21 protein-coding genes and 2 tRNA genes are annotated in these 23,277 nt (G+C 63.8%); 8 read left to right on the top strand and 15 right to left on the bottom strand.

The window, feature by feature from the left end; all coding sequences use genetic code 11:
* Positions 1–9 precede the first annotated feature (9 nt).
* Positions 10–996 carry a hypothetical protein gene (locus tag IPM12_05655; GenBank protein MBK9147293.1) on the bottom strand — a complete coding sequence of 329 codons (987 nt, stop codon included), beginning with the start codon at positions 994–996 and terminating at the stop codon, positions 10–12.
* Positions 997–1,247: 251 nt separating this feature from the next.
* Entirely contained in the window at positions 1,248–1,727 is a 480-nt protein-coding gene (gene folK / locus IPM12_05650; protein MBK9147292.1) for a 2-amino-4-hydroxy-6-hydroxymethyldihydropteridine diphosphokinase, read from the bottom strand.
* A gap of 255 nt (positions 1,728–1,982) precedes the next feature.
* On the opposite strand from folK, the gene sppA reads away from it, so the two are divergent.
* Positions 1,983–3,773 (top strand): signal peptide peptidase SppA, encoded by a 1,791-nt coding sequence (sppA, locus tag IPM12_05645; protein ID MBK9147291.1) that lies wholly within the window; start codon positions 1,983–1,985, stop codon positions 3,771–3,773.
* A gap of 130 nt (positions 3,774–3,903) precedes the next feature.
* On the opposite strand, the gene IPM12_05640 is transcribed toward sppA, so the two are convergent.
* Positions 3,904–4,677 carry a DUF2797 domain-containing protein gene (locus IPM12_05640; protein MBK9147290.1) on the bottom strand — a complete coding sequence of 258 codons (774 nt, stop codon included), beginning with the start codon at positions 4,675–4,677 and terminating at the stop codon, positions 3,904–3,906.
* Between the two features lie 71 nt (positions 4,678–4,748).
* On the opposite strand from IPM12_05640, the gene IPM12_05635 reads away from it, so the two are divergent.
* The 3 genes from IPM12_05635 (at position 4,749) to IPM12_05625 (ending at position 7,960) form a co-directional block, all read left to right on the top strand.
* Positions 4,749–6,260, top strand: coding sequence for a GH3 auxin-responsive promoter family protein (locus IPM12_05635; GenBank protein MBK9147289.1), 1,512 nt, complete (start codon positions 4,749–4,751; stop codon positions 6,258–6,260).
* On the top strand, positions 6,257–7,051 hold the full coding sequence (locus tag IPM12_05630; GenBank protein ID MBK9147288.1) for a hypothetical protein: 795 nt from the start codon (positions 6,257–6,259) through the stop codon (positions 7,049–7,051). Before IPM12_05635 ends, IPM12_05630 begins: the two co-directional genes overlap by 4 nt.
* 153 nt (positions 7,052–7,204) lie before the next feature.
* Positions 7,205–7,960, top strand: coding sequence for a deoxynucleoside kinase (locus tag IPM12_05625; protein ID MBK9147287.1), 756 nt, complete (start codon positions 7,205–7,207; stop codon positions 7,958–7,960).
* 15 nt (positions 7,961–7,975) lie between these two features.
* Here IPM12_05625 and IPM12_05620 read toward each other — a convergent pair whose 3' ends face one another.
* From IPM12_05620 to IPM12_05580, 9 genes are all read right to left on the bottom strand, one after another.
* On the bottom strand, positions 7,976–8,797 hold the full coding sequence (locus IPM12_05620; GenBank protein MBK9147286.1) for a glutamate racemase: 822 nt from the start codon (positions 8,795–8,797) through the stop codon (positions 7,976–7,978).
* Between the two features lie 12 nt (positions 8,798–8,809).
* Positions 8,810–9,328: an OmpH family outer membrane protein gene (locus IPM12_05615; GenBank protein ID MBK9147285.1), complete on the bottom strand. Its 519-nt coding sequence runs from the start codon at positions 9,326–9,328 to the stop codon at positions 8,810–8,812.
* 12 nt (positions 9,329–9,340) lie between these two features.
* A complete protein-coding gene (locus IPM12_05610) occupies positions 9,341–9,994 on the bottom strand; it encodes an OmpH family outer membrane protein (GenBank protein MBK9147284.1) in 654 nt (217 codons plus the stop codon).
* A 28-nt stretch (positions 9,995–10,022) separates the two neighbouring features.
* Complete coding sequence (bamA, locus tag IPM12_05605) at positions 10,023–12,578, bottom strand: outer membrane protein assembly factor BamA (GenBank protein ID MBK9147283.1); 2,556 nt, start codon at positions 12,576–12,578, stop codon at positions 10,023–10,025.
* The gene (locus tag IPM12_05600) at positions 12,575–13,342 is read right to left on the bottom strand and encodes an isoprenyl transferase (protein MBK9147282.1); all 768 of its coding nucleotides are present in this window, start codon (positions 13,340–13,342) and stop codon (positions 12,575–12,577) included. The genes bamA and IPM12_05600 overlap by 4 nt, the downstream gene beginning before the upstream one ends.
* 28 nt (positions 13,343–13,370) lie before the next feature.
* On the bottom strand, positions 13,371–14,216 hold the full coding sequence (locus IPM12_05595) for a hypothetical protein (GenBank protein ID MBK9147281.1): 846 nt from the start codon (positions 14,214–14,216) through the stop codon (positions 13,371–13,373).
* Between the two features lie 225 nt (positions 14,217–14,441).
* Positions 14,442–14,672, bottom strand: a complete 231-nt coding sequence (locus IPM12_05590; GenBank protein MBK9147280.1) for a hypothetical protein — start codon at positions 14,670–14,672, stop codon at positions 14,442–14,444.
* Positions 14,673–14,700: 28 nt separating this feature from the next.
* Entirely contained in the window at positions 14,701–15,627 is a 927-nt protein-coding gene (locus IPM12_05585; GenBank protein MBK9147279.1) for a hypothetical protein, read from the bottom strand.
* A gap of 144 nt (positions 15,628–15,771) precedes the next feature.
* Positions 15,772–16,311, bottom strand: a complete 540-nt coding sequence (locus IPM12_05580; GenBank protein ID MBK9147278.1) for an RNA methyltransferase — start codon at positions 16,309–16,311, stop codon at positions 15,772–15,774.
* Between the two features lie 60 nt (positions 16,312–16,371).
* Here IPM12_05580 and mutS point away from each other — a divergent pair, with 60 nt between their 5' ends.
* Entirely contained in the window at positions 16,372–19,011 is a 2,640-nt protein-coding gene (gene mutS / locus IPM12_05575; protein ID MBK9147277.1) for a DNA mismatch repair protein MutS, read from the top strand.
* 1,104 nt (positions 19,012–20,115) lie between these two features.
* Here mutS and IPM12_05570 read toward each other — a convergent pair.
* Both IPM12_05570 and IPM12_05565 read right to left on the bottom strand, forming a co-directional pair.
* The gene (locus IPM12_05570; protein MBK9147276.1) at positions 20,116–20,592 is read right to left on the bottom strand and encodes a hypothetical protein; all 477 of its coding nucleotides are present in this window, start codon (positions 20,590–20,592) and stop codon (positions 20,116–20,118) included.
* A gap of 877 nt (positions 20,593–21,469) precedes the next feature.
* A complete protein-coding gene (locus IPM12_05565) occupies positions 21,470–21,664 on the bottom strand; it encodes a hypothetical protein (GenBank protein ID MBK9147275.1) in 195 nt (64 codons plus the stop codon).
* 56 nt (positions 21,665–21,720) lie between these two features.
* Here IPM12_05565 and IPM12_05560 point away from each other — a divergent pair, with 56 nt between their 5' ends.
* The 3 genes from IPM12_05560 (at position 21,721) to IPM12_05550 (ending at position 22,223) form a co-directional block, all read left to right on the top strand.
* Positions 21,721–21,945: a hypothetical protein gene (locus IPM12_05560; protein MBK9147274.1), complete on the top strand. Its 225-nt coding sequence runs from the start codon at positions 21,721–21,723 to the stop codon at positions 21,943–21,945.
* Between the two features lie 44 nt (positions 21,946–21,989).
* Positions 21,990–22,062: transfer RNA gene (locus tag IPM12_05555), tRNA-Gly, on the top strand.
* A gap of 76 nt (positions 22,063–22,138) precedes the next feature.
* Positions 22,139–22,223, top strand: a tRNA-Leu gene (locus IPM12_05550).
* 64 nt (positions 22,224–22,287) lie between these two features.
* Here IPM12_05550 and IPM12_05545 read toward each other — a convergent pair.
* Entirely contained in the window at positions 22,288–23,271 is a 984-nt protein-coding gene (locus IPM12_05545) for a pyruvate dehydrogenase complex E1 component subunit beta (protein MBK9147273.1), read from the bottom strand.
* Positions 23,272–23,277: the final 6 nt, after the last annotated feature.

The raw sequence follows: 23,277 nt of genomic DNA, 5'->3' as shown, positions 1-23,277 counted from the left end.
GATGCGTGCTCAGTTCTCCTTGTTGGCCTTCACGGTGGCGTTCACGGTGCCGCCTTGGGGCACTTGGCTGAATTGCAGGTTGAACTCACGCACGCGCGGGATGCGGGCCACGCCATTCTGGTTGGGCCATGGCGCAGGGCCGCCGTAGATCCCGATATCGGTGCCATCGGTGCCAGCGTTGTTCCCGGCGGAGGAAGGCGCCAGATCGTAATTGTAGGTGAAGTTCAGAGAGTTGTCCGGCGCATTGGTGAACTCCGGGTTCACGCCCACCAAATTGCCGGAGCCGCCATTCGTGCCATAGGGAATGGTGTTGTTCGCGGTCTGGTAGGTGATGTTATTGCTGAGGGTGCAGCCGGTCACCGAAGGCTGCACGGGTGTGCTCTGCCAGAAGATGTTGTTCGTGATCAGGGCGTTCGAAATGGTGTGCAAGGCATGCCAGTAATAGCCGATGAACAGGTTGTTCGTGATCAGCACCGAGGCGGAGTTCGATGTCTGGATGTACCCGCCCGAGTGCACGATGTTGTTCGCGAAGAGGACGCTGTTGGCATTGTTGAAGCCCGCGTAATAGATGTAGTTGTGGCGGAAGACCAGGTTGTTCAGCCCAGCGACCTGGGGTGAGATGTAGTACAGCCGTGAGCGCTCCAAAGTGACGTCGCTGCAATAGATGTAGATGGTGCTGTTGGCATCGATGCTCGAGAGCTTGGAGCCACCGGCATTGCTGTACAGGTAGATGGTGGAGATCACCGTGGGCTGAGCGGGCGCAGGCGGAGCGTAACCGGAGCCGATGATGGTGAGCAGCTTGTCGATGGTGATCGCCGGGTAGGCTGTGCCCGTTCCCAGCACGTACAACGTATCCCCGTTCGTGGCCGCATCAATGGCCACCTGCAGGTTGTTGTACTGCGCCGGTTGGCTCGGCGAATTGCTCACGGTGCGCACGGTGGCTTGTGCACTGGCGGCAACGAACAAAGCGGCGGCAAGGAGGATGGATGGTTTCATGGCAGCGGTGGTGTGTGGGTTGCGGTTTGGTTGTCGGCGCGGGAATGTGATGGGATTCCGCGCTCCATGTCAAGGCCAATGGTCAGATTCATGCGATTCCGTGCCGCGACCGGATCATTTGAGGTGCTGCGGCAGCGAACGGTCCCGGTTGGAAACACATGGCGCAAAAGGAGGCCCTGGACCAAGGGTCCGCAATACGGCAACAACCGCAAACCCCTACGGGATTCCCCGTAGGCACCGGTCGGAGGCGATCAGCCGCGGAACCGGACCTCCCCGGCAAGCTGGTACACCGTGCGGCCCAGCACCGGATGCACCCAGTGCGGCGCGATGTCGGCGGCGGGCTCCAAGGCGAAGGCCCGCTCGTGCATCCGCGGATGCGGAACAATGAGCCCGGGCCCCTCGATGACCCGATCGCCGATGAGCAGGATGTCGATGTCGATGCTCCGCGCCGTGCAGCGCTCCTGCGGCTCGCGCGTGCGGCCCAGTTCGGCCTCGATGCCGAGCAGCGCGGCCATCAACTGCTGCGGATCGTGCTGCGTGCCGATGATCAGCGCCCGGTTCAGGAAGAGCCGCTCGTCCGTGAAACCCCAAGGCTCGGTCCAATGGTCGCGGCTGCGCGACAGGATGGCGCCTGCACGGGCCTCAATCATGCGCTCGGCCCGACCGAGTGTCGCCTTTACCTCGCCGATGTTTCCGCCCAAAAGCAGCAGAGCCTCATACGGAACCGTCATCGGGCCAAAGCTATCGGCGGCGGTTGACCGGATGGCGAGGCGCGCGAATCGATCAGGGAATCGGAATAGAAGGCGAAGCTGCTGTGCGGGTACAACACCTCGGCGTCGGCCAGATCGCCATCGCGGCCCATGTCGGTGGCGGAATCGAGGCGACCAGCCCTCCCATCCGCCCTCCCTCCCGCTGGTGTAAGGCGGCCTGGATGCTGAGCGCGCGCAGGCCTATGTTCGCCTCCGAAACAAAAAGATCGCGCACCCATGGGACAGTTCCTCAAATTCATGTTCGCCTCCATGCTGGGCACCCTGCTCATCGGCGTGGTGCTCATCGTCCTCTTCTTCGGCATGCTGGCCGCTGCGGCCGCCGGCCTGGGCAGCAAGGGCAAGCCCACCAAGATCAAGGATGGCTCCGTGCTGCAGCTCACGCTCGACAACGAGCTCGTGGACCGCGGCGACGACGAGCAGATGGATTTCGACTTCGGCCCCTTCCAAGGCGAATCGAAGACCGGCCTAAACCAGGTGCTCGCTGCCTTGGATCAAGCCAAGTCCGATGAGAAGATCGAGGGCATCTTCCTTGACCTCACCAGCGTGAACTCCGGCTTCGCCACACTGCGCGAGATCCGCAACAAGATCATGGAGTTCAAAAAGGAGAGCGGCAAGCCCGTGGTGGCCTGGGCCGAGTTCTACACCCAGGGCAGCTACTACCTGGCCACCGCCGCCGATCAGGTGTACCTGCAGCCCAAGGGCATGCTCGACTACCGTGGCCTGCAGAGCGAGTACATGTTCCTCAAAGGGCTCTTCGACAAGCTCGACATCGACATGCAGTTCATCCGCGGCAGCAACAACAAGTTCAAGAGCTTCGGCGAGGTGTACACCGAGGAAGAGATGAGCCCGGCCAACCGTGCGCAGATCGAATTGATCCTGCGCGGGCTCTGGGCCGATCACCGCTCGGCCGTGAGCGAGAAGACGGGCCTGAGCGCCAATGAGCTCGATACCATCGCCAACACCTTCGCCGCGAAGGACGACGAGGCCGCACGCGACCTGAAACTGGTGGATGCGCTCATGTACCGCGACGAGCTGCTCGCCGACATCAAGGAACGCATGAGCCTCGACAAGGAGAAGGACATCGCTTTCGTGAGCCTGGGCAAGTACCTGCGCACCGACGATGAGAAGGAGGAGGAAGGCGATGCCAAGACCAAGCTCGCGGTGATCTATGCCGAAGGCGGCATCTCCAGCGGCGAAGGCGACGACGGCATCGGCAGCACCTCGCTCTCCGCCACCATCCGCGAGGCGCGCGAGGACAGTGCCGTGAAAGCCATCGTGCTGCGCGTGAACAGCCCCGGAGGCAGCGGCCTGGCCAGTGAGGTGATCTGGCGCGAGGTGAAGCTCGCCGCCGAAGCGAAGCCCGTGGTGGTGAGCATGGGCGATGTGGCGGCCAGCGGGGGCTACTACATCAGCTGCCCGGCCACCAAGATCTACGCGGAGCCCACCACCATCACCGGCAGCATCGGCGTGTTCGGCCTCATCCCCAACATGCAGGGCTTCTTCAAGAACAAGCTGGGCATCACCTTCGACGGCGCCAAGACGCACGAGTACGCCGACATGATGACCGTGAGCCGACCCTTGACCGAGACCGAGAAGCGCATGATGCAGCAATGGGTCGATGACTTCTATGATGGTTTCGTGGAGCGCGTGGCCGAGGGCCGCAAGCTCACCACCGCTCAAGTGGACAGCATCGGTCAGGGCCGCGTATGGACCGGCGCCGACGCCAAGGAGCGCGGATTGGTGGACGAGCTCGGCGGCTTGGAGGATGCCATTCGTGCCGCCGCCACGCTGGCCGGGATCAGCGACTACCTCAAGGTGGATCTGCCCGAACAGGAGGACTTCCTGAAGAAATTGCTGAAGGACCTCAACACCGAGACCAAGGCCTGGGTGGCGCGCGAGTACCTCGGCGAAGATGCCAAGCTCTTGAAGGAGTATCAGCGCGCACGCGAAGCCAAGGAGCAGACCGGCATCCTGGCCCGCATGCCCTACGACCTGATCATCCAATAGCTACAGGTGAATGCAAGCACGGGCGGCCGCCGTATGGCGACCGCCCGCTTGCCCTTTGTGATCAGTTGCCTGATCTAACCAAAACCCGGGTGCTGTAACGCGGGGCCCGTTCGATGGTTACGGTCGTGCCTCAACTTTCAACAACCACATGCACCCCGCTCTGGTTGCGGATGTTCACCACACGGCCATCCTCCCAGAGCAGGTACTGGCCCTTGATGCCCATGAGGGTGCCGCCGATCACCGGCTGCTTCTCGAAGGATAGGCTTGTGACCTTCGGCGGATAAGCGAGCACCGGGTAGTGGATCGCCTGCGGCTCCGAATCGTGCAGCAAGTGCTCCTGCAGATCGGCGCGCAAAGCGCCGATAGCCTGCGCTCGTGCGGCCCGCAATGCACTGTCATCGGGCTTCACCTCCTTCAGCATCGCGCGCCAGTTGGTCTTATCAGCGAAAATGCGCTTGAGGTCAACCTCGATGAGGCCGGCGAGCTGGCGGTAAGGAACACGGGCGATCTCCAGCGCCGCTACCGCGCCTTGATCGATCCACCGCGTGGGCACTTGGGTGGCGCGCGTGACGCCCACCTTCACATTGCCGGTGAAGCTCAGATAGACCACATGCTCGGTGTTGTGATGGTCCTGCTCCCATTGCGGATCACGGCCCTCGCCGAGGTGCGCGCGGCACAGCTCGGGATGCACGATGCACTCCGCGGCCTCCGGAGCGCTCACCAGGCACGGGTAGCAAAAGCCCTGCTGGAAGAGCTTCTTCACGCGCTTGCCGCAGCTCACGCAGCTCAGCACGCCCGTGGCGCGCAGGGTCAACGGTTGTCCAACCAGAGCGCTCAGATCGATCGGCGGGTCGAAGGGCAAGGCGTAGCGCACGGTGCCATCGGGCGCCAGTGCGGAGCGCATCTTCAGCAGAGGCTGTCCATCATCCATCGGCGGCGACTACATTTCGGCGGAAGATAGGCGCCTCCCCCACCATGCCCCTGAACGCGCTGTTCGGATTCCTCATCAAGAAACGGCTGCAGCAGATCGAGCTGTTCCGTGATCATCCGCACCTGGCCCAGCTCGAGCAGTTCCACTCGCTGCTGCGCATGGCGCGCTACACCGAATGGGGAAGGCAACACGACTACGGCTCCATCACCACCGTGGATGAGTACCGGGAGCGCGTGCCCATCCAGGACTACGAATCCGTGAAGCCCTACGTGGCCCGCCTGCGCAAGGGCGAGCAGAACCTGCTCTGGCCAACGGACATGAAGTGGTTCGCCAAGAGCAGCGGCACCACCAGCGACCGCAGCAAGTACATCCCCGTGAGCCGTGAGGCCCTGGAGGAATGCCATTACAAGGGCGGCAAGGACCTGATCGCGCTGCACTACCAGCAGCGTCCGGAGAGCAAGCTCTATCAGGGCATGAGCCTGGTGGTGGGCGGCAGCAGCGCCATCGAGCACTTGCGCGCCGATGCCTACACCGGCGACCTCAGCGCCATCATCATCCGCAACCTGCCGGTATGGGTGGAGGTGCGGCGCACACCCGTGATCGAGACCGCCCTGATGGAGAATTGGGAGGAGAAGATCGAGCGCATGGCGCGGGAGACCATGCGAGAGGATGTGCGCTGCATCGCGGGTGTGCCCAGCTGGACCCTCGTGTTGCTGCACCGCATCCTGGAGCTCACCGGCAAGCGTGACATCTTGCAGGTGTGGCCCAACCTCGAGCTCTTCATGCACGGCGGCGTGAGCTTCAGGCCCTACCGCGAGCGGTACCAGGACCTGATCCGCTCGCCGCACATGAACTACATCGAGAGCTACAACGCCAGCGAGGGCTTCTTCGCCGTGCAGGACCGCCGCGGCGCCGACGACATGCTGCTCATGCTCGACTACGGCATCTTCTACGAGTTCATGGCGCTAGACGAGATCGCTGCAGCCCGCCCGCGCACGCTGCTGCTGAATGAAGTGGAGCCCGATGTGAGCTACGCCCTCGTGATCAGCACCAACGGCGGGCTGTGGCGCTACATGCCCGGCGATACCGTGCGCTTCACCAGCGTGAAGCCGTACCGGTTGCAGGTGAGCGGACGCACCAGGAGCTTCATCAATGCCTTCGGCGAAGAGCTCATCGTCGATAACGCCGATCGCGGCATCGAGGCCGCCTGCCAGGCGACCGGCGCCGTAGTGAGCGAGTACACGGCTGCGCCGGTGTTCATGGGCAGCGATGCGCGCGGCGGGCACGAATGGGCCATTGAGTTCGCGCGCGATCCGGATGACCTCGGCCGATTCACCGACGCCCTCGACCAGGCCATGCGCGCGCTCAACAGCGACTACGACGCCAAGCGCCGCGGGGACATGGCCCTGCGAAGGCCCCTGGTGCACGCCTTGCCGGTTGGCACGTACCATGCATGGATGCGCGAGCGCGGCAAGCTCGGCGGGCAGAACAAGGTGCCCCGCCTGTGCAACGACCGCGCACTGATCGAATCGATCCTCGCCCCCGTGCACGCATGACCCTTCGAGCGCTGCTGCTGTTGATCCCCTTTGCGCACGCGCTGAAGGCCCAGCCCTCGCTGCCCTCCTACGACATCGAAGGCGCCTTCGCCACCTTCACAACCGATGAGCTCGGGTACGTGTATGCGCTGCAAGGCGATGAGCTCGTGCTGTTCGACGCCAAGGGCCGCTCCTGGCTGCGCAACAGCGTGAAGACCCTCGGCCGCATCGGCACCATCGATGCGTTCTATTCCCTGAAGCCCATGGTGCATGCACCCGAGCAGGGCCAGCTCGCCGTGCTCGACAATACCCTGGCCTTGCAGGGCGATGTGATCAACCTGCCGCGCGTGGGCTTCCCGCAGGCCGTGCTCGCCTGCGTGAGCGTGCAGAACGGCTTCTGGCTCTTCGACCAGCGCGAGATGGCGCTGCTGCGCGTGGATGCCCAGCTCCGCCCGCTGGCCAATACCGGGCGCCTCGACCAACTGCTGGGCTTCGCGATCGCGCCCACGCGCATGCTCGAGCACGAGAGCCGCCTCTATGTGATGGACCCGCGCAACGGCATCCATGTCTTCGACCTCTTCGGCACCTGGATGCGCACCATCCCCATCACCGGAGCAAGCAGCTTCATGGTGCGCGGACAAGCGCTGTGGAGCTTCGCTGACGGCACGCTCAGCGTGTACGACATGCGCTCCTTCACCCAACAGCCCATCGCGCTGCCCGCCGATGCTGAAGGTCCGATCCGTGATGCGCGCGTGGATCGCGGCTGCATCTACCTGCTCACCAAGCGCGGCATCAGCGTAAGGCCGAAGTAGCCTCCACGAGTTTTCCACGATCAGGCGCCGGGTGCGGCGCGCGGATAACTTCGCCAGCCGTTGAGCGGCCCGCAACAACCCTCAACCATTCAACGCGCCGAAGCGCTTCGCCGAGGCGGCCGACCTTCTCAACCCTCAACCTGCATCACGCCCATGCACATCGCCATCGCAGGCAACATCGGCTCCGGCAAGACCACGCTCACGCAGCTGCTGGCCAAGCACTACAAATGGGAGCAACTGCAAGAGGCCGTGGACAACAACCCCTACCTCTTCGACTTCTACAAGGACATGCAGCGCTGGAGCTTCAACCTCCAGATCTTCTTCCTCAACTCGCGCTTCGAGCAGCTGCTCGAGATCCGCAGCAGCGGCCGCAATGTGATACAGGACCGCACCATCTATGAGGACGCCTACATCTTCGCGCCCAACCTGCACGCGATGGGCCTGATGACCACGCGCGACTTCGAGAACTACCATCGCCTCTTCCGGAACATGGAGAATGCGATCCAGCCGCCCGACCTGCTCATCTTCCTCCAGGCTCCTGTGGAGAAGCTCGTGAAGCAGATCGCCGAACGGGGCCGCGATTACGAGGCCAGCATCAGCATCGATTACCTCAAGCGCCTCAATGAGCGCTACGATGCATGGATCGAGAAGTATGACAAGGGCAAATTGCTGGTGATCGATGTGGAGGACAATGCGTTCCACACCGATCCGGAGGACCTCGGCCGGATCATCAACCGGATCGATGCGGAGGTCCATGGCCTCTTCCCCATGGAGAAGCCGGCCGCCAAGGCGGAGATGAAGCCGCTGAAGAAGGGCACACTGAAGCCATTGCCCAGCAAGAACGGCACGAAGCCCGCGGCAGCGGTCAAACCCGCTGCGGCAGGCAGGGCCGTGGCGAAGAAGCGCTGAGCAGTCCCTGTTCGATCAGCCCGGGAGCACCAGTCCCCCGTTGGTCCAGACGGCCTGCTCCACGGACGTTGATGGCATGCCCATGCGCGCCATCATCCCGGAGAACGCCGTGGTATCACCGCTCGTGCATACGCGCGTGCCGCCACCGGCAGCCGCCTCGGCAAGCAGCCCGCGCTCGCCGAGCACGCGTGCCACTTGCCTGGTTACCGCAGGGGCAGGATCGATCACGCGCACCCCTGGGCCAACGATGCGCTCGATCATCGGCCTCACGATGGGATAGTGCGTGCAGCCGAGCACGAGCGCGTCGATGCCTTTCGCGAGCATCGGCTCCAACCAGCCGCGCAGCATCTGCTCGGTGCGCGGCGTGTCCAGTTCCCCAGCCTCGATCTGCTTCACCAATCCGGGGCAGGGCTGATGCAGCACCTCTACGCCCTGCGAGAAGCGCTCCACCACCGACGCGTATAGGACGCTCTGGAACGTTGCCACCGTGGCGATCACGCCCACTACACCGCTGTGCGTTTGCTCTGCGGCGGGCTTCACCGCCGGCTCCATGCCCACGAAGGGGAAATCGGGCCAGCGCGCACGGGCCTCTTTCAGCGCGGCCGCGCTCGCCGTATTGCACGCGATCACGATCAGTTTGCAGCCTTGGGCGATCAGCGCGCCGCAAATGGACAAGCTGAAATCGCGCACCTCATCGAGCGAGCGGGCGCCGTATGGCATATGCGCGTTGTCGCCGAAATAGAGCAGGCGCTCCCGGGGGAGCGCCTGCCGGATGGCCGTCATCACCGTGAGCCCGCCGATGCCGGAATCGAAGATGCCGATCGGTCGCGCGTCCACGGCGCCTGGTGCTTATGGCGTTGTGATGCCGAGCTTGGCCTTCACCAAGGGCATGATGTCCTCGCCCTTCTCGAAGTAGATCACCATGCCGGTGCTGGTATCGAAGATGTAGGTGAAGCCCTTCTCATCGGCCACATCCTTGATGGCCTGATTGGTCTTCTCGATCATGGGCTTGAGCAGTTCCTCCTCCTGCTTGGCGAGGTCCTCTTGCGCCTTCTCCTGAGCGGCCTGGATGCGCTGCTCCAATTCGTTGATCTCGCGCACGATCATCTCCTTCTCGGTCTGCGTCATGGCCTCCGAGCGTGCCTGCGCATCGGCCACCTTGGCCTGGTATTCGGCGCCCATGGCCTTCAGGCGCTCATCGAGCGTCTTGGCGAAGGCCTGCATCTTCTCCTCAGCGCCCTTGCGCTCGGGCAGGGTGAGCAATAGGCGCTGGCGGTCGATGTGGCCGAGCTTGGCGGATTGAGCGATTGCTGCTTGCGCGCCGCAAAGGAGCAGTGCGAGTGAAAGTCCGAGTTGCTTGATGTTCATGGTCGTGTCCGTCTATCGGGGTGGTTTCTGATCGCGTCCGCCATCGCCTCCGTCACGCGGCTGCTCCTGGGGCTGTCCTTCGTCCTTGCTGTCGTCCTTGTTCTCTTCCGGGTCCTTTCCGAACTCCTCGTCCTTGCCGCCGCCATCGCGCTTGGGGCGGATGCCGAGCTTCTTCAGCACCTGGTCGCTCTTGTCGAACTTGTCACTGGCGAAGAGCAGGTTGCCGCCGTTCTGCCCGCTGAGGTCGAACACGGCCACGTAGCTGGTACCGGCCACCTCCTTGACCGCATTATAGACGCGCTCCTGGATCGGCTGGATCAGCTCCTGCCTTTTCTTGAAGAGATCGCCCTGCGGGCCGAAGCGCCGCTTCTGCAGGTCGCGGGCATCGCGGTCCTTGTTCTCGATCTCTTCGAGCCGCGTGCGACGCATCTCCTCGGTGAGCAGGATCATCTCCGCGTTGTACGCGTCGCGCAGGCGCTTGATGGTCTGGTGCCGCTCATCGATCTCCTCCTGCCATTGCTTGCTCAAGCGGTCAAGCTCCTTCTGCGCCGTCTCGTACTCGGGCATCTGGTCCAGGATGTACTTGGTGTTCACGAAGGCGATTCGTTGCGCGGCGGCATCGCCGGCCAGGAGCGCCGCCAGGGCGAGGATCAGGAGGGTGCGCATGCGAGGGGCGTGAAAGTAGGCGGCGGGATCAGAGTTCGCCAAGATCTATGCCGATGGTGAAGTGGAACTGGCTCTTGGCCATGCCCGGGGCGGTGGGCACATCGTCCAGGCGCCAGCCGTAATCGAGGCCCATTGGGCCGAACATGGGCAGGAAGATCCGCAGGCCAAAGCCGGCGCTGCGGTACATCTTGAAGGGGTCGAAGCGCTCGGCGCTGCCCCAGGTGTTGCCGGCCTGCGCGAAGGCGAGGGTGTAGATGGTGGCCTGCGGGTTGAGCGAGACCGGGAAGCGCAGCTCGGCGGTGTACTTGCCCACGATGAAGTTGCCGGTGCGCGGCGAGAGCGAGGCCTCATCGTAGCCGCGCAGGGCGATGATCTCGCGGCCATCGAGCTGGAAACCGGTGAGGCCCGACCCGCCCAGGTAGAATCGCTCGAAGGGCGCATCGCCGATGGCGCTGTTGTAGCGGCCCATGAGGCCGTAGCCCGCGCGCAGCATGAGCACCAGGTCGTGCTGGTTCTTGCTCCGCGTGAGCCGGTTGAACCATTGGGTGGTGATCTTCCATTTGTGGAACTCCGCCCACTGGAAGCGCTCAGCGGCGGGCAGCGCGGCCCAGTCGCGGCTCGGCTGCAGCAAGGACCACGGCAGCGTTGCCTTCAGCGAGACGGTCACATCCGATCCGCTGCGCGCGAAGAACGGCGCATCCACCGAATTGCGGGAAAGTTGGATGCTGTAGGCAAGCACGTTGCTGGTGCCCTTGCCGAAATCGAAGACCACCTGGCCGAAGTTGAAGTTGTTGAGCCGGTAGTTCTGGTAGCTCAGGTTCTGGCGCAGGATGAAATAGTCATCGGGCACCGTGAGCCTGCGGCCCAGGCCCAGGGTGAGGCCGATGATGTCGAGCGATTGCAATCTGGGGTTGGCCTCCTTGCCATCGGCGGTACGGATGGTGCGCGCCTCGCCATTGGTCTGCCGGGTCACGTATGCCGAGAAGCTGAGAGCGTTCGGCTTGCGGCCGCCGAGCCAGGGCTCCACGAAGCTCAGGCTGTAGCTCTGGAAGAAGCGGCCGTTGGTCTGCGCGCGCACGTTCAGGGTCTGCCCATCGCCGGCGGGCAGCGGCTGGTAGGCCTTTGGGTCGAAGAGCTTCCTCAGGCTGAAGTTGGTGAACGAGAGGCCCAGGCTGAGGACCACGCGCTGCGCTCCGTAGCCGCCGCTCAGCTCCAATCGATCGCTTGGGCGTTCCTCCACGGTGTACTCCAGATCAACGAGGCCCGTGCGCGGATCGGGGATCGGGTTCACGCCGAGCTTCTCCTGGTCGAAGTAGCCGAGCTGCGCGATCTCGCGCTGGGTGCGGATCACATCGCTGCGGTTGAAGAGCTGGCCCGGCTTGGTGCGGATCTCCCGGCGGATCACATGCTCGTTGGTCTTCGTGTTGCCCTTGATGATCACGTTGCGGATGCGGTACTGCCGCCCTTCGCGGATGCGGATGTCCAGGTCGATGCTGTCGCCCTCAGTCACCAGCTCGATGGGCTCGGGGTAGAACGAGAGGTAGCCATCGTCCATGTACAGGGAGCTCACGTCGAGGCCGGTCTGGTTCATGTAAAGCCGGCTGTCGAGCACCTTCTTGCTGTACACATCACCCTTCTTGATGCTGAGGATGCTGTCGAGCCGCGAGGTCCGGTACTTGGTATTGCCCGTCCAGGTGATGTGCCGGAAATGGAACTTCTGGCCTTCATCCAGATCGATCTCCACGCGCACGCGCTTCGGGCCCACGCGGTACATGGTGTCGCGCACGATGTCGGCGTTCCGATAGCCCTCGTTGTTGTACAGGTCGATCAATCGCGCCTTGTCGGCCTTGTAATCCTCCGCGATGAACTTGCTGCTGCCAAGGAGGTTGTACCAGAGCCTGCGCTTGGTCTTCTTCAGCTTGCGGCGCAGCTTCGCGGCCTTGAAGGCGGAGTTGCCCTTGATCGCCACGTCCTGGATCTTCACGCGCGGGCCGGGATCCACATCGATGAAGACCACCACGCCATCGGAGAGCGCGCCCTTGAGCGTGTCGGGCAGTTGCGTGAACCGCGCGTCGGCGAAGAGGTATCCCTTGTCGGAGTAATGCTTGCGGATGACCTGCCGCGCGCGTTGCTCGGTGGCCTCATTGAACTGCTGTCCTCGCGCGAGGCCCACCTCCTCGTCGAGTTTGTCGGCCTTGGCCTTGGTGATGCCCCTGAATCTGTAGCGTGAAAGGCGCGGCTTCTCCTGAACGATGATGTGAAGGAAGATGGTGCGGCCGCGCACCTCGGCGGCCTCGATGGCCACATCGCTGAAGAGCTTCTGCTCCCAAAGGTTCCGGATGGCCCGGCTGATGCGCTCGCCGGGCACTTCGACCTTGTCGCCCACCTGCAGGCCTGCGAAGAGCTTCACCGCGCTGGGGTCCACGGTGCGCGTGCCGCTCACGGTGATGCCGCCGATCTCGTAGGTCTGCGGCAGCGTGGGGTCCATCACCGGGCGTTGCTCCTGCGCGGCGAGGCGCGCGGCTCCGTTTGCGAGCGCGCAGGCGAATGCCGCGAAGCGGAAGGTGGCCGATAGGATCCTCACGGGTGCGTCACTTGCTTGCTGGTGAGGCCGAAGCGACGCTCGCGGCCTTGGTAGTCGAGGACAGCCTGGAATAGATGCTCTTGGCGGAAATCCGGCCAGAGCACCGGGGTGAACCAGAGCTCGGCATAAGCAATCTGCCATAGGAGGAAATTGCTGATGCGCTGCTCGCCGCTGGTGCGGATCAGCAGCTCGGGATCGGGCATGCCGTGCGTGGCGAGGCGATCGCTGACCTGTTGCTCATCGATGGCTGCCGGATCGATCGCGCCCGAGCGTGCCTCCTCCGCGATCCGCCGGGCCATGCGCACCAGTTCCCAGCGCGCGCTGTAGCTGAGCGCGAGCGTGAGGGTGATCCGTGAATTGCCCGCTGTGCGCGCGATGGCCTGCTGCAAGGTGGCGCGGCAGGCATCGGGTAGGCTCTCGATATCGCCGATGGCGCGCAGGCGCACGCTGCTCTGGTGCAGCTCCTCGATCTCCTGTACCACGGTGCGCACCAGCAGGTCCATCAGGGCATCCACTTCGGCGCGCGGCCGATTCCAGTTCTCGGTGCTGAAGGCGTAGAGCGTGAGCCATTGCACGCCGATGGCGCTCGCACCGGTGAGGGCCTCGCGCACCCCGCGCACCCCGTTCATGTGCCCAACGATGCGCTCTTCGCCATGCTGCTGCGCCCAGCGGCCATTGCCATCCATGATGATGGCCACATGCTTCGGCACCCGATCGCGATCGATACGGGCCTTGAGCGCTTCGGTATGTGCTGCGTTCTCCAAACGGGCGGCGAAGGTGCGAAGAAGGCGCTCAGCGCTTGCGCTTCATCCAATTGTACTGCTCCTCGCAATCGCTGAAGCGGCTGAGGATGTAGGTGATGGTGAGGCCGGAGTACACGTACCAATCGCGCGTGTTCGGGTCGCCGCGCATGCGGCCGGTGTTGCTGTGGCCGGGGATGGCGTGCTCCAGGCCGCTGCGGTCGGCCAGCGCGGCGGCCAGTGGGCCGTTCTCGAAGGCCAGCAGGTCATTGTCGTAATAGGCGCCGCTCACATCGTCGATGTAATCCGTGTAGGTACGGCGCATGCCCCATTCCAACTGGAAATCGATGCGCTTCACGTTGAACTTCAGTCCAGCGCCGAAGGGAATGGCCATATGGTCCACCGGATAGAGCTTGGCGCCCTGTGTGGTGCCCTGCCCCTCGGTTCCCAGCTGCTGCAGCTCATACCAGCTGTCTTGGAACTGCGCCCTTGGGCTTGCCCGGAAATAGGCCAGCCCAGCGAAGACGAAGGGTGTCCATTTCTTGCCGTCCTTGCCGCGTTTGCGGTAAGGGAAGTAGTTGACCTCGAGCAGCATGGCCGCCTCGAAGAGCGGCGCGCGGAAATGCAGGTTGCGGGTGAGCTGGATAGGGTCCTCGCTGTTGCTGTCGTAGGCCTGCAAGGTGCCATAGATGCCCTGCAGGCGCAGCGCATAGCGATCATTCAGATTATAGCGGAACACGAGGCCGCCAGCCAGCCGGGAATCGGCCGGGAAATGCTTGTAGGGGTTCAGGTCACCGATGTAGTAGGTGGCGCCGATGGTGGCGCCAAGCTCATTCACCTGAGCAGAGGCGCTCAAGCCTTTTGCCAAGAGCAGGAGAACGGAGGCGGCGCGGCGCATCGGGGGCTTCAACGACAGTCCCGGGGCTGTGGTATGGCCTCGGAAGCCGGGCGAAGGTACCCCGTCGCCCCAACTGGCAAGGAGGCGCTGGGGCCTAGGGTGTTAAGGTGCGTGAAAGGGGGGAGAGGGACCGGTCGGGGAATGCCTGCGCTTCAAGGCATGCTAATGAATCGCCGCGAAGATTCTTCTCAAAGGCCGCGCAGAGCAGGATGCAGAATGCCACGCTCACATCTCCCACACCGTGCTTCGGCGCCGCAAGGGCTGCTTGATCCGCTCCTTGTGCTCCAGCACGAAGGCCATCACCAGGTACACCACCAAGTGGGCGCCGGCGGTGATGAAGCTCAGGTAGATGAAGCTCAGGCGAACCTGCTCGGCCTTCACGTTGAGCTTGCCCGCCCACCATTGGCAGACCCCGAAGGCCTGCTGCTCGAACCAAGAACGGATGTGCGCGATCATGGCGGATTCTGCGCGGGCCTGCGCGTTGCTAGAAGACGATCTTGGCGCGGCGGATGCGGGCGCGGTACTTCTTGCTGCCGCTCTTGTACTTGTAGAGCTTGTAGTCAGCGATGAACTTCAGGAAGAGATAGGCGTCGAGGTCCTTCTCGTCGCCGCGCTGCTCACCGGTCTCCGTCTGGCCCGGAGCGAGTGGGTTGCCCAAGCTGGGGTCAGCGAGGTAGGCCGCCACCTCACCGCGCTCCTGAAGCAGCACCTCGTTGTCGTAATAGCTGGTGCTCACGTCGTCGATGTAATCGGTGAAGGTCTTGGTGTACTGCAGCTCCAGGCCGCCGCTCCAATTCTTGGTGAAGGCCTTGCGGATGCCCAAGCCCATGGGGATGCAGAACTGGAAATTGTTGTACGATTCGGCGCCACCCTCAAGGCCCTGGCCCTCGGTGCCCAAGGGCTTGAGCCGCACCCACGTGTTGTTGTACCGAGCGCGGGGGTCGAAATAGAAGCCGCCCACCCCGGCGAAGAGAAAGAAGCCCACCCGACTGCCCTTGGTGCCCTTCACGCCCCGCAGGTCGTAGATGTGGCCCAGTTCCTCCCGATACAAGTGAAGCTCATACACCAGCGAGAGCTCGAACACATCGCTCTTGAAGCTCAGGTTCCGGTTCTGCCGGAAGGTCTCGGTGGTGAGGTTGTCGTTGCCGGCCAGGATGCCGTACGTGAAGCGCAGGCGCAGCGCCTGTTGGCGCGCCAGGTAATAGCGGTAGGCGAGGCTGGCCGCTGGACGGGTCTGGCTGAACTCCAGGTCCCAGACGAAGGGGGATCCGATCTGGTTCCGGCCGCCGAGCTCGCCCAAGAAGTTCGATACGCCGAATCCGAACTCCACCTCGGTCCGGTGGGTCTTCCAATAGGTCGATTGCCGGAAGTACTGCGCCCCGGCCTCATCGGCCAAGGTACCGGCGATCATGAACGACAGGATGAATCTGGGTAGGAATCGAAGCATGCGGCTCTTGGCGGGCAGCCAAATATAGAGGGTGGGCTCTTACGGCAGGGTGCGGCCTTGGGGTTCCGTACCACAAGACCCCCAGAAATGCGTACGGTTGCCTTCGGCTCAAGGCGCTTCCCGGAGCATGGCGTGCAGCACCACGCCTGCGCATACGCTCACGTTGAGCGAGTGCTTGCTGCCTCGTTGCGGCACCATCACGCACGCATCAGCGGCGGTCACGGCAGCCTCGCTCACCCCATGAAGCTCGTTCCCGAATACCAGCGCCACAGGTCCATCCAGGACATAGGCCAGGCTTTTCAGCGGAAGAGCGCGCTCGGTGAGCTCCACGGCTATGGTCTGGTAGCCTTCGGCTTTCAGCCGGGACAATGCCGTGATGGCATCGGCAGCATGCTCCCAGGGCACCGAGCGCGTAGCGCCCAGCGCTGTCTTCTCGATTTCATGGTGCGGCGGGCAGGGCGTGAAGCCACAGAGCACCAACCGCTCAACGCCGAAGGCGTCGCAGGTGCGGAAGATCGAGCCCACGTTGTGCCTGCTGCGCAGGCCGTCGAGCACCACCACCACTTTCTGGCGGAGGCTGGCCGCGTACGCCTCGGGCGCGATGCGGCCCAGTTCATCGGTCCTGAGCTTGCGGTCCCCTTCGGGCATGTCGGATCGGGCTGGAGGCTGCGGGATACCTTCGGGGCGCAATTTCGCGCAGCCCCACGCATGAGCAAGCCCGCCACCACGCCTTTGATGCGGCAGCACGCCGCCATCAAGGCCAAGCACCCCGATGCGGTGCTCCTATTCAGGGTGGGCGATTTCTACGAGACCTTCGGCACCGATGCGGTGACCGCCTCGCGCGTGCTGGGCATCACCCTCACCAGCCGCAACAATGGCGGAAGCCGCGAGGAACTGGCCGGCTTCCCGTACCACCAGCTCGACAACTACCTGCACAAGCTGGTGCGCGCCGGGCTCCGCGTGGCGGTGTGCGATCAGCTCGAGGACCCGAAACTGGCCAAGACCATCGTGCAGCGCGGGGTCACGCAGGTGGCCACGCCCGGCGTATCCTTCAGCGATCAGGTCATCGACCGTCGCGATAACCATTGGTTGGCCGCGCTCTGCGGTGGCGAAGGGGGCTATGGCGCCGCCTTCCTAGACGTGACCACCGGCGAGTTCCTGGTGGCGGAGGAAGGCGCCGAAGCCATGTCCAAGCTCCTCGACGGCCACGCGCCGCGTGAATTGCTTTACCCCAAAGGCCGCTCCGATGCCTTCATCGACGCCCACACGGGCCGTACGTACGGCTATGCGCTCGATGACTGGGCCTTCGCCGATGAATTCGCCCGCGAGCGTCTGCTCAGCCATTTCGGTACCGCTTCGCTGAAGGGCTTCGGCATCGAAGAGCTGCGCTTGGCGCAAAGGGCGGCTGGAGCGGTGCTCCACTACCTCAGCGAGACACGCAACGACCGGCTGGCGCACATCGCGCGTGTAAGTCGCTTACGCCCAGGCGATCATGTGGGCCTCGACCGCTTCACCATCCGCAACCTGGAACTGGTAGCGCCAACAAGCGAAGGCGGACGCAGTCTTTTACAGAGCATGGACCGTTGCGAGACGCCCATGGGCAGCCGCCTGCTGAAGCGCTGGATCCTCTTCCCACTTATTGACCGTGCTGCGATCGCTGCTCGGCACGATGCTGTCGGCGCGCTGAAGGACGCCCCGGCAGCCACGGAAATGCTCGGCACTGAACTGCGCGCAGTGGGCGACCTCGAGCGGCTCGTGGGCAAAGCCGCCGCCGCGCGCATCGCCCCGCGCGAACTGCTGCAATTGGCGCAGGCATTGGAGGCTTCGGAACGCGTGCGAATATCGCTCAGCTCCCAGCCGGGCGCTTTGTCCGAAGCAGCAGTCGACGTGACTCCACCGATGGAGCTGGCCAGCGAGCTGCGTGCCGGAATCGAACCGGAAACGCCTGCCACGCTGGCCAAAGGCGGTGTGATCCGCAGCGGCAACAGCATCGAGCTCGATGAGCTGCGACACGTCACAACGCACGCCAAGGAACTGCTGCTCGATGTGCAGCGCCGGGAGACCGAGCGCACCGGGATCAGCTCCCTGAAGGTGGGCTACAACAATGTGTTCGGCTATTACCTCGAAGTACGCCACACCCATAAGGACAAGGTGCCTTCGGAATGGGTGCGCAAGCAGACGCTCACCGGGGCTGAGCGCTACATCACTGACGAACTGAAGTCGCTGGAAGAGCGGATCCTTGGCGCCGAGGAGCGGATCCTCGCACTTGAACAGGAGCTCTATGCCGCGTTCGTGCAGCGCATCTCCGGCCATATGGGAGCCCTTCAGTCCACCGCGCATGCGCTAGCACGGCTCGATGTGCTGCGCGCCTTCGCCCTGAATGCCGCTGCGCTGCGCTATTGCCGGCCTGAGGTCAATGAGGGAAGGGCGATTGACATCCGCCAAGGCCGGCACCCCGTGATCGAGCAGTTGCTGCCCGCTGGCGAGACCTATGTGGCCAACGATGTGGTGCTCGACCCTGACGACCGGCAGATCACGGTGATCACCGGTCCCAACATGAGTGGCAAGAGCGCGCTGCTGCGTCAGACGGCGCTGACCGCGCTCATGGCGCAGATGGGCAGCTATGTGCCCGCGAGCGCCGCGCGCATCGGCTTGGTGGACCGCGTGTTCACGCGCGTGGGCGCCAACGACAGCCTGAGCACCGGCGAGAGCACCTTCATGGTGGAGATGAATGAGAGCGCGAGCATCCTGAACAACCTCAGCGACCGGAGCCTGGTGCTGCTCGACGAAATCGGCCGCGGCACCAGCACCTACGATGGCATCTCCATCGCTTGGGCCATCGCGGAACACCTGCATGAGCACCCCATGCGCCCACGCACCCTCTTCGCCACCCATTACCACGAGCTCAATGCAATGGCAGACAGCTTCCCGCGCATCCGCAACGCCAGCGTGGCCGTGCGCGAGGTGGAGGGCCGCGTGCTCTTCCTGCGCCGCCTTGTGCCCGGTGGCAGCGACCGCAGCTTCGGGATCCACGTGGCGCAGATGGCCGGCATGCCCGCAGCGGTGGTGCAGCGCGCGAAGAAGGTGCTCGCCCATCTTGAGCGCGCGCATGCGGGCAACCTAGGCGAGGACGAACCGGCCGGACAGCGTAGCTCCCCCAGCCTGCGCGGCCTTTCACACGAACCGCAGCTCAGCATCTTCCAACTCGACGACCCCGCCTTGGAGGCGATCCGCGAACAGCTCAATGAGCTCGACATCGACACGCTCACCCCGGTTGAGGCGCTGCTGAAGCTCAATGAAATCAAGCGCATGGCTGGCGCCGGGAAAACGAAGCTGCGAAAAGCTTGATCGCATGACCCCAAGTGCCCTCGACCAGCGCGCTGATGCGTGGGCAAGGCGCTGGGGATGGCTGCTGATCGCTGCGGCGGCGCTGCTGGCCTATTGGCCGTTGTCGAGCTTCCAGTGGGCACTGACGCACGGCGACACCCTCAACTGCTGGCTGCCCTGGCGATGGTTCATCGCTAGTTGCCTGCACGACGGGCAGTTCCCATTATGGAATCCGCATCAGCAATTCGGCTACCCCATGCACGCGGACCTGCAAGGCCCCAGCTGGTACGTGGAGGCCATCGCGCTGGGCGGCACCACCGGCCAAGGCATTCATGTGTTGCAGGCGCTCTTCCTGCTCTACATGATGATCGGTGGATGGGGCATGATGCGCCTCATCCGGAACCTGCATGGCGACGCGCGAGCTGGATTGCTGGTCGGCATGGCGTACGCGCTGGGCGGCTTCTTCACTGGCCATCAGCAGCACTTCTATGCGGTGATCAGTGCGGCTTGGATGCCGTGGCTCTTCGACGCCTTCCTGCGATTGATGCAAGGACCCGGCTGGCGGCCTGCCGCTCGCGTGTCGCTCTTCCAAGGCTTGCTGCTCACCGGCGGCAATCACACCTTCACCATCATCGGGGCCTATCTGCTCGGTGCCTTGTTCGCTCTGCGGGCGTGGCGCACTTGGCGAGCTGACGGTTCAAGGGCGCTTGGTCCGTTGCTATTGTGGAGCATGGCCGCTGCGATCGGATCGGCCGTGGTGGGTGCAGGCGCACTCCACGCTTGGATCGATGCCGGTCCGCATCTGGCCCGCAGCGGTGCATTGCCTTATGGGATCGCTACCCAGGGATCGGTCACGTGGCCAGCGCTCACTTCATTGCTCTTCCCTTTTGCAGTCGGGACTGATCAGGTGCGCATCGGTGCCGATCCGAGCATGGCCAACCTTTACATGGGCCTGATCACGCTGGTGCTCGCGACGGCATCCTTGCTCCGCCCTCGCACGGCAAACGAGAACCTTCTGCTGATCACCGGTTTGCTCTGCGCATGGATCGCCATGGGTCCGGCGATGCCTATTCACCGCTGGGCCTTCGAGCATGTCCCCGGCTTCGACCTGTTCCGCTTCCCCTCCTATTTCATGGTGTTCTCGTGGCTCGCGGCGATGATCCTGGCCGGAGGCACCATCACCGCGATGATCAATGGGCACCTCGCCCATCGGCACTTGGCCTGGCCGCTCGGCGCAGCGCTGCTCGCGGTGGCGGTGCTATGCGGAAATGCCATTTCCGGCATGGGTGCGGATGAACCCGGAATCAGCCTGTTCGAGCGGATGCGCGGCATGCACATGAGCAAGCGCTTGCTGCTCGGGGCTTGCGTGACACTGCCCGCATTGATCGCCGCCCTTGTGCTGGCATGGCGGCGCAGGCTTGGCTTCGCCGCCTTGATCACGCTGGTCGGCATCGAAATGGCTTGGAGCAGCTCACTCGCGGTTTGGAATACCGCCGTGAGCGATATGCCGCCCCAATGGCTGCACCGCCGATTGAGCGCGTTGAGCGAAGGGCCGGTGATCCCGGATGGCCGGCCTGTGGATTCGGATGCGGATACGCGCAACAAGCTGATCTACCTGGGCCACGCCACGCAGGATTATCTCGGCGGCTTTTCGCGCGATGGCGTGAACAGCTTCTGGCTGCGCAACGCCATGGACCTCGAGGTAGCGCACACGGCGCTATGGGAAGCGATGGCCCGGCAACCGGTGGCCTACTTGGCGGATTCGATCATCGCGTTCGATACCTACCGCAAGGAAGGAGTCTCAGCGAATCGTGACAGCGGTTTGGTGGTGCTCATGCCCGGGCACACCGCGACCATCGCCCAGCGATGCACAGGCAGTGACATGGCCTCCGTGACCTCATTCGATCGCAACACGTTCACCTTGGCATGCAGCACCGCCGGGCCAAGGTTGTTGATCCTGCAGCAGAGCTATTACCCCGGCTGGGAGGTGGTTATCGATGGATCGCCGAGTGCCCTGCTGAATGTGAACATAGCCGCCATGGCGGTGGAAGTGCCCGCTGGTGAGCATACCGTGGTGTTCCGTTACGGCAAGCCACTCGTTCCATGGCTGCTCGCGCTCTCGCTATTGGGCTTCTTCACGCTGCTCTTCGCACTGAGCTGGGCCCACCGCCTGAGCCTTGCAGGCGCCGGAGCGCTGGCTGCCATGGTATGCTGGTCGCTCTTCGCGCATGCGCCCAAGGAAGTGCGTCTGCCCAGCGCGGTGGAGAACATGATGGCGAGCCCGCCGCAGGAAGCAAGGGTCATTATTAATGACGATGGCCATTGCCTTGATGTCAAAGCGCGATCGCAACGAGACGTATCCTCGATCCGGGCCAGCGAGATCACGGATGTTCCCGAGCTGAAGGACCTGTTGGCATCCGCATCCGCTTTGCACTGGATCGACGCCGGACTGAAAGCCGACCCCGCCGTGCGCGCGGCGCTACTGGACCGATTCGAGGCGCATATGCACAGTCGGGATGGGGGTGCTGCACACGTTGAGTTGGAGCCCCGGGCCAGCGCCCCGCCATGGCAACTGCTCCATGCCGAAGAAGACGAGCTCCGAGCGCTGACCAAGGACCGGCCCTTCGGCCCCGGCCACGAGTTCGAGCTGGCCCCATTGAAGGAGCTCCGCCATGGAACCCTGGTGCTCGATGCCATGGCCACCGGCCCGGTGCCCGCGCCGTCTTCGTGGTGGAGCGCAAGAATGGCGAGCGCACCACGGCCTACATCGCCCAGCCCATGCAGGTGCCCGGTACGTTGCACGGCGCGGTGCCGGTGTACGCTACGCTCCCCATGGACGAGCTCTGGCGTGCCGATGAACGGCTCAAGGTGTACACCTGGTCGCACGAGGGCGACTCCATCGGCATCGGCGCCTTCCGGATCCGGATCGCTGACCGGCGCTTCGATCGCTGGTGAGCGCTTGCGGGCTCCGGTCGCGCATCTATATTTGCCGCCCCATTGCGAGAGTAGCTCAGTTGGTAGAGCACGACCTTGCCAAGGTCGGGGTCGCGGGTTCGAGTCCCGTTTCTCGCTCAGAAGATGCCTCACCGTTCGGTGGGGCATCGTTCTTTGCAGGCTGTCCGCCTACGCCCAGGCTTCGGCGGACTACGCCCGGGTGGTGAAATGGCAGACACGAGGGACTTAAAATCCCTTGGTCCGTAAGGGCCGTGCGGGTTCGAGTCCCGCCCCGGGCACAACCATGCGCTCATCGCGCCTGCGGAGCAGCGCGTATGCCCAGCCAATGGAATCGGGGGGATCCTACTTCACCAGGTACATCGCCTCCTTGACGGCGCGCACCACTTTGGTCACGCTCGGCAAGGACTCTTCGATGAGGCCAGGCGCGAAGGGCAGCGGCGTATCGGCCTGATTGATCCGCAGCACGGGAGCATCGAGGAAATCGAAGGCGTCCTTCTGCACGCGGTACGCGATCTCGCTGCTGATGCTGGCCACGGGCCAGTTCTCATCGACCACCACCAGGCGGTTCGTCTTGCGCACGCTGTTGATGATGGCGGCATGGTCCATCGGGCGGATGGTGCGCAGGTCGATCACCTCCGCATCGACGCCTTCCCTCTTCAGTTCATCCACAGCAGCGAGCGCCACCTTCATCATCTTCCCGAAGGAGACCACGGTGACGTCCTTGCCCTCGCGCGCGATGGCGGCCTTGCCGATCGGCAGCAGGTATTCGCCATCGGGCACCTCGCCCTTGTCGCCGTACATGCGCTCGCTCTCCATGAAGAGCACCGGGTCGTCGTCGCGGATGGCGGCTTTCAATAAGCCCTTGGCATCGTATGGATTGCTGGGCGTGATTACCTTAAGGCCGGGCACGTTGGCGTACATGGCCTCGAAGCTCTGGCTGTGGGTGGCGGCCAACTGGCCCGCGCTGCCGTTGCCGCCGCGGAACACGATGGGCACGTGGAATTGGCCGCCGCTCATCTGGAGCATCTTGGCCGCGTGGTTGATGATCTGATCGCTGGCGAGCACCGCGAAATTCCAGGTCATGAACTCCACGATGGGGCGCAGGCCATTCATAGCAGCGCCCACGCCGATGGCCGTGAAGCCCAGCTCGGCGATCGGGGTATCGATCACGCGCTTGGGCCCGAACTCCGCCAGCATGCCCTTGCTCACCTTGTAGGCGCCGTCGTACTCGGCCACTTCCTCACCCATGAGGAACACGTTGGGGTCGCGGCGCATCTCTTCGGACATCGCCTCATTGAGGGCCTCTCGGAACTGGATGGTGCGCATGTGCGG

Source organism: Flavobacteriales bacterium, assembly GCA_016716605.1.
GTDB lineage: Bacteria > Bacteroidota > Bacteroidia > Flavobacteriales_F > PHOS-HE28 > PHOS-HE28.
The sequence above is the reverse complement of the archived record's forward strand: the minus strand, read 5'-3'. Positions and strand labels throughout refer to the sequence as shown.

Coding starts and splice junctions, on each gene's coding strand:
- IPM12_05655 (MBK9147293.1), bottom strand. CDS start 996: ATGAAACCATCCATCCTCCTTGCCGCCGCTTTGTTCGTTGCCGCCAGT.
- folK (MBK9147292.1), bottom strand. CDS start 1,727: ATGACGGTTCCGTATGAGGCTCTGCTGCTTTTGGGCGGAAACATCGGC.
- sppA (MBK9147291.1), top strand. CDS start 1,983: ATGGGACAGTTCCTCAAATTCATGTTCGCCTCCATGCTGGGCACCCTG.
- IPM12_05640 (MBK9147290.1), bottom strand. CDS start 4,677: ATGCGCTCCGCACTGGCGCCCGATGGCACCGTGCGCTACGCCTTGCCC.
- IPM12_05635 (MBK9147289.1), top strand. CDS start 4,749: ATGCCCCTGAACGCGCTGTTCGGATTCCTCATCAAGAAACGGCTGCAG.
- IPM12_05630 (MBK9147288.1), top strand. CDS start 6,257: ATGACCCTTCGAGCGCTGCTGCTGTTGATCCCCTTTGCGCACGCGCTG.
- IPM12_05625 (MBK9147287.1), top strand. CDS start 7,205: ATGCACATCGCCATCGCAGGCAACATCGGCTCCGGCAAGACCACGCTC.
- IPM12_05615 (MBK9147285.1), bottom strand. CDS start 9,328: ATGAACATCAAGCAACTCGGACTTTCACTCGCACTGCTCCTTTGCGGC.
- IPM12_05610 (MBK9147284.1), bottom strand. CDS start 9,994: ATGCGCACCCTCCTGATCCTCGCCCTGGCGGCGCTCCTGGCCGGCGAT.
- IPM12_05595 (MBK9147281.1), bottom strand. CDS start 14,216: ATGCGCCGCGCCGCCTCCGTTCTCCTGCTCTTGGCAAAAGGCTTGAGC.
- IPM12_05590 (MBK9147280.1), bottom strand. CDS start 14,672: ATGATCGCGCACATCCGTTCTTGGTTCGAGCAGCAGGCCTTCGGGGTC.
- IPM12_05585 (MBK9147279.1), bottom strand. CDS start 15,627: ATGATCGCCGGTACCTTGGCCGATGAGGCCGGGGCGCAGTACTTCCGG.
- IPM12_05580 (MBK9147278.1), bottom strand. CDS start 16,311: ATGCCCGAAGGGGACCGCAAGCTCAGGACCGATGAACTGGGCCGCATC.
- mutS (MBK9147277.1), top strand. CDS start 16,372: ATGAGCAAGCCCGCCACCACGCCTTTGATGCGGCAGCACGCCGCCATC.
- IPM12_05565 (MBK9147275.1), bottom strand. CDS start 21,664: ATGGCGGAGCTCCTTCAATGGGGCCAGCTCGAACTCGTGGCCGGGGCC.
- IPM12_05545 (MBK9147273.1), bottom strand. CDS start 23,271: ATGCGCACCATCCAGTTCCGAGAGGCCCTCAATGAGGCGATGTCCGAA.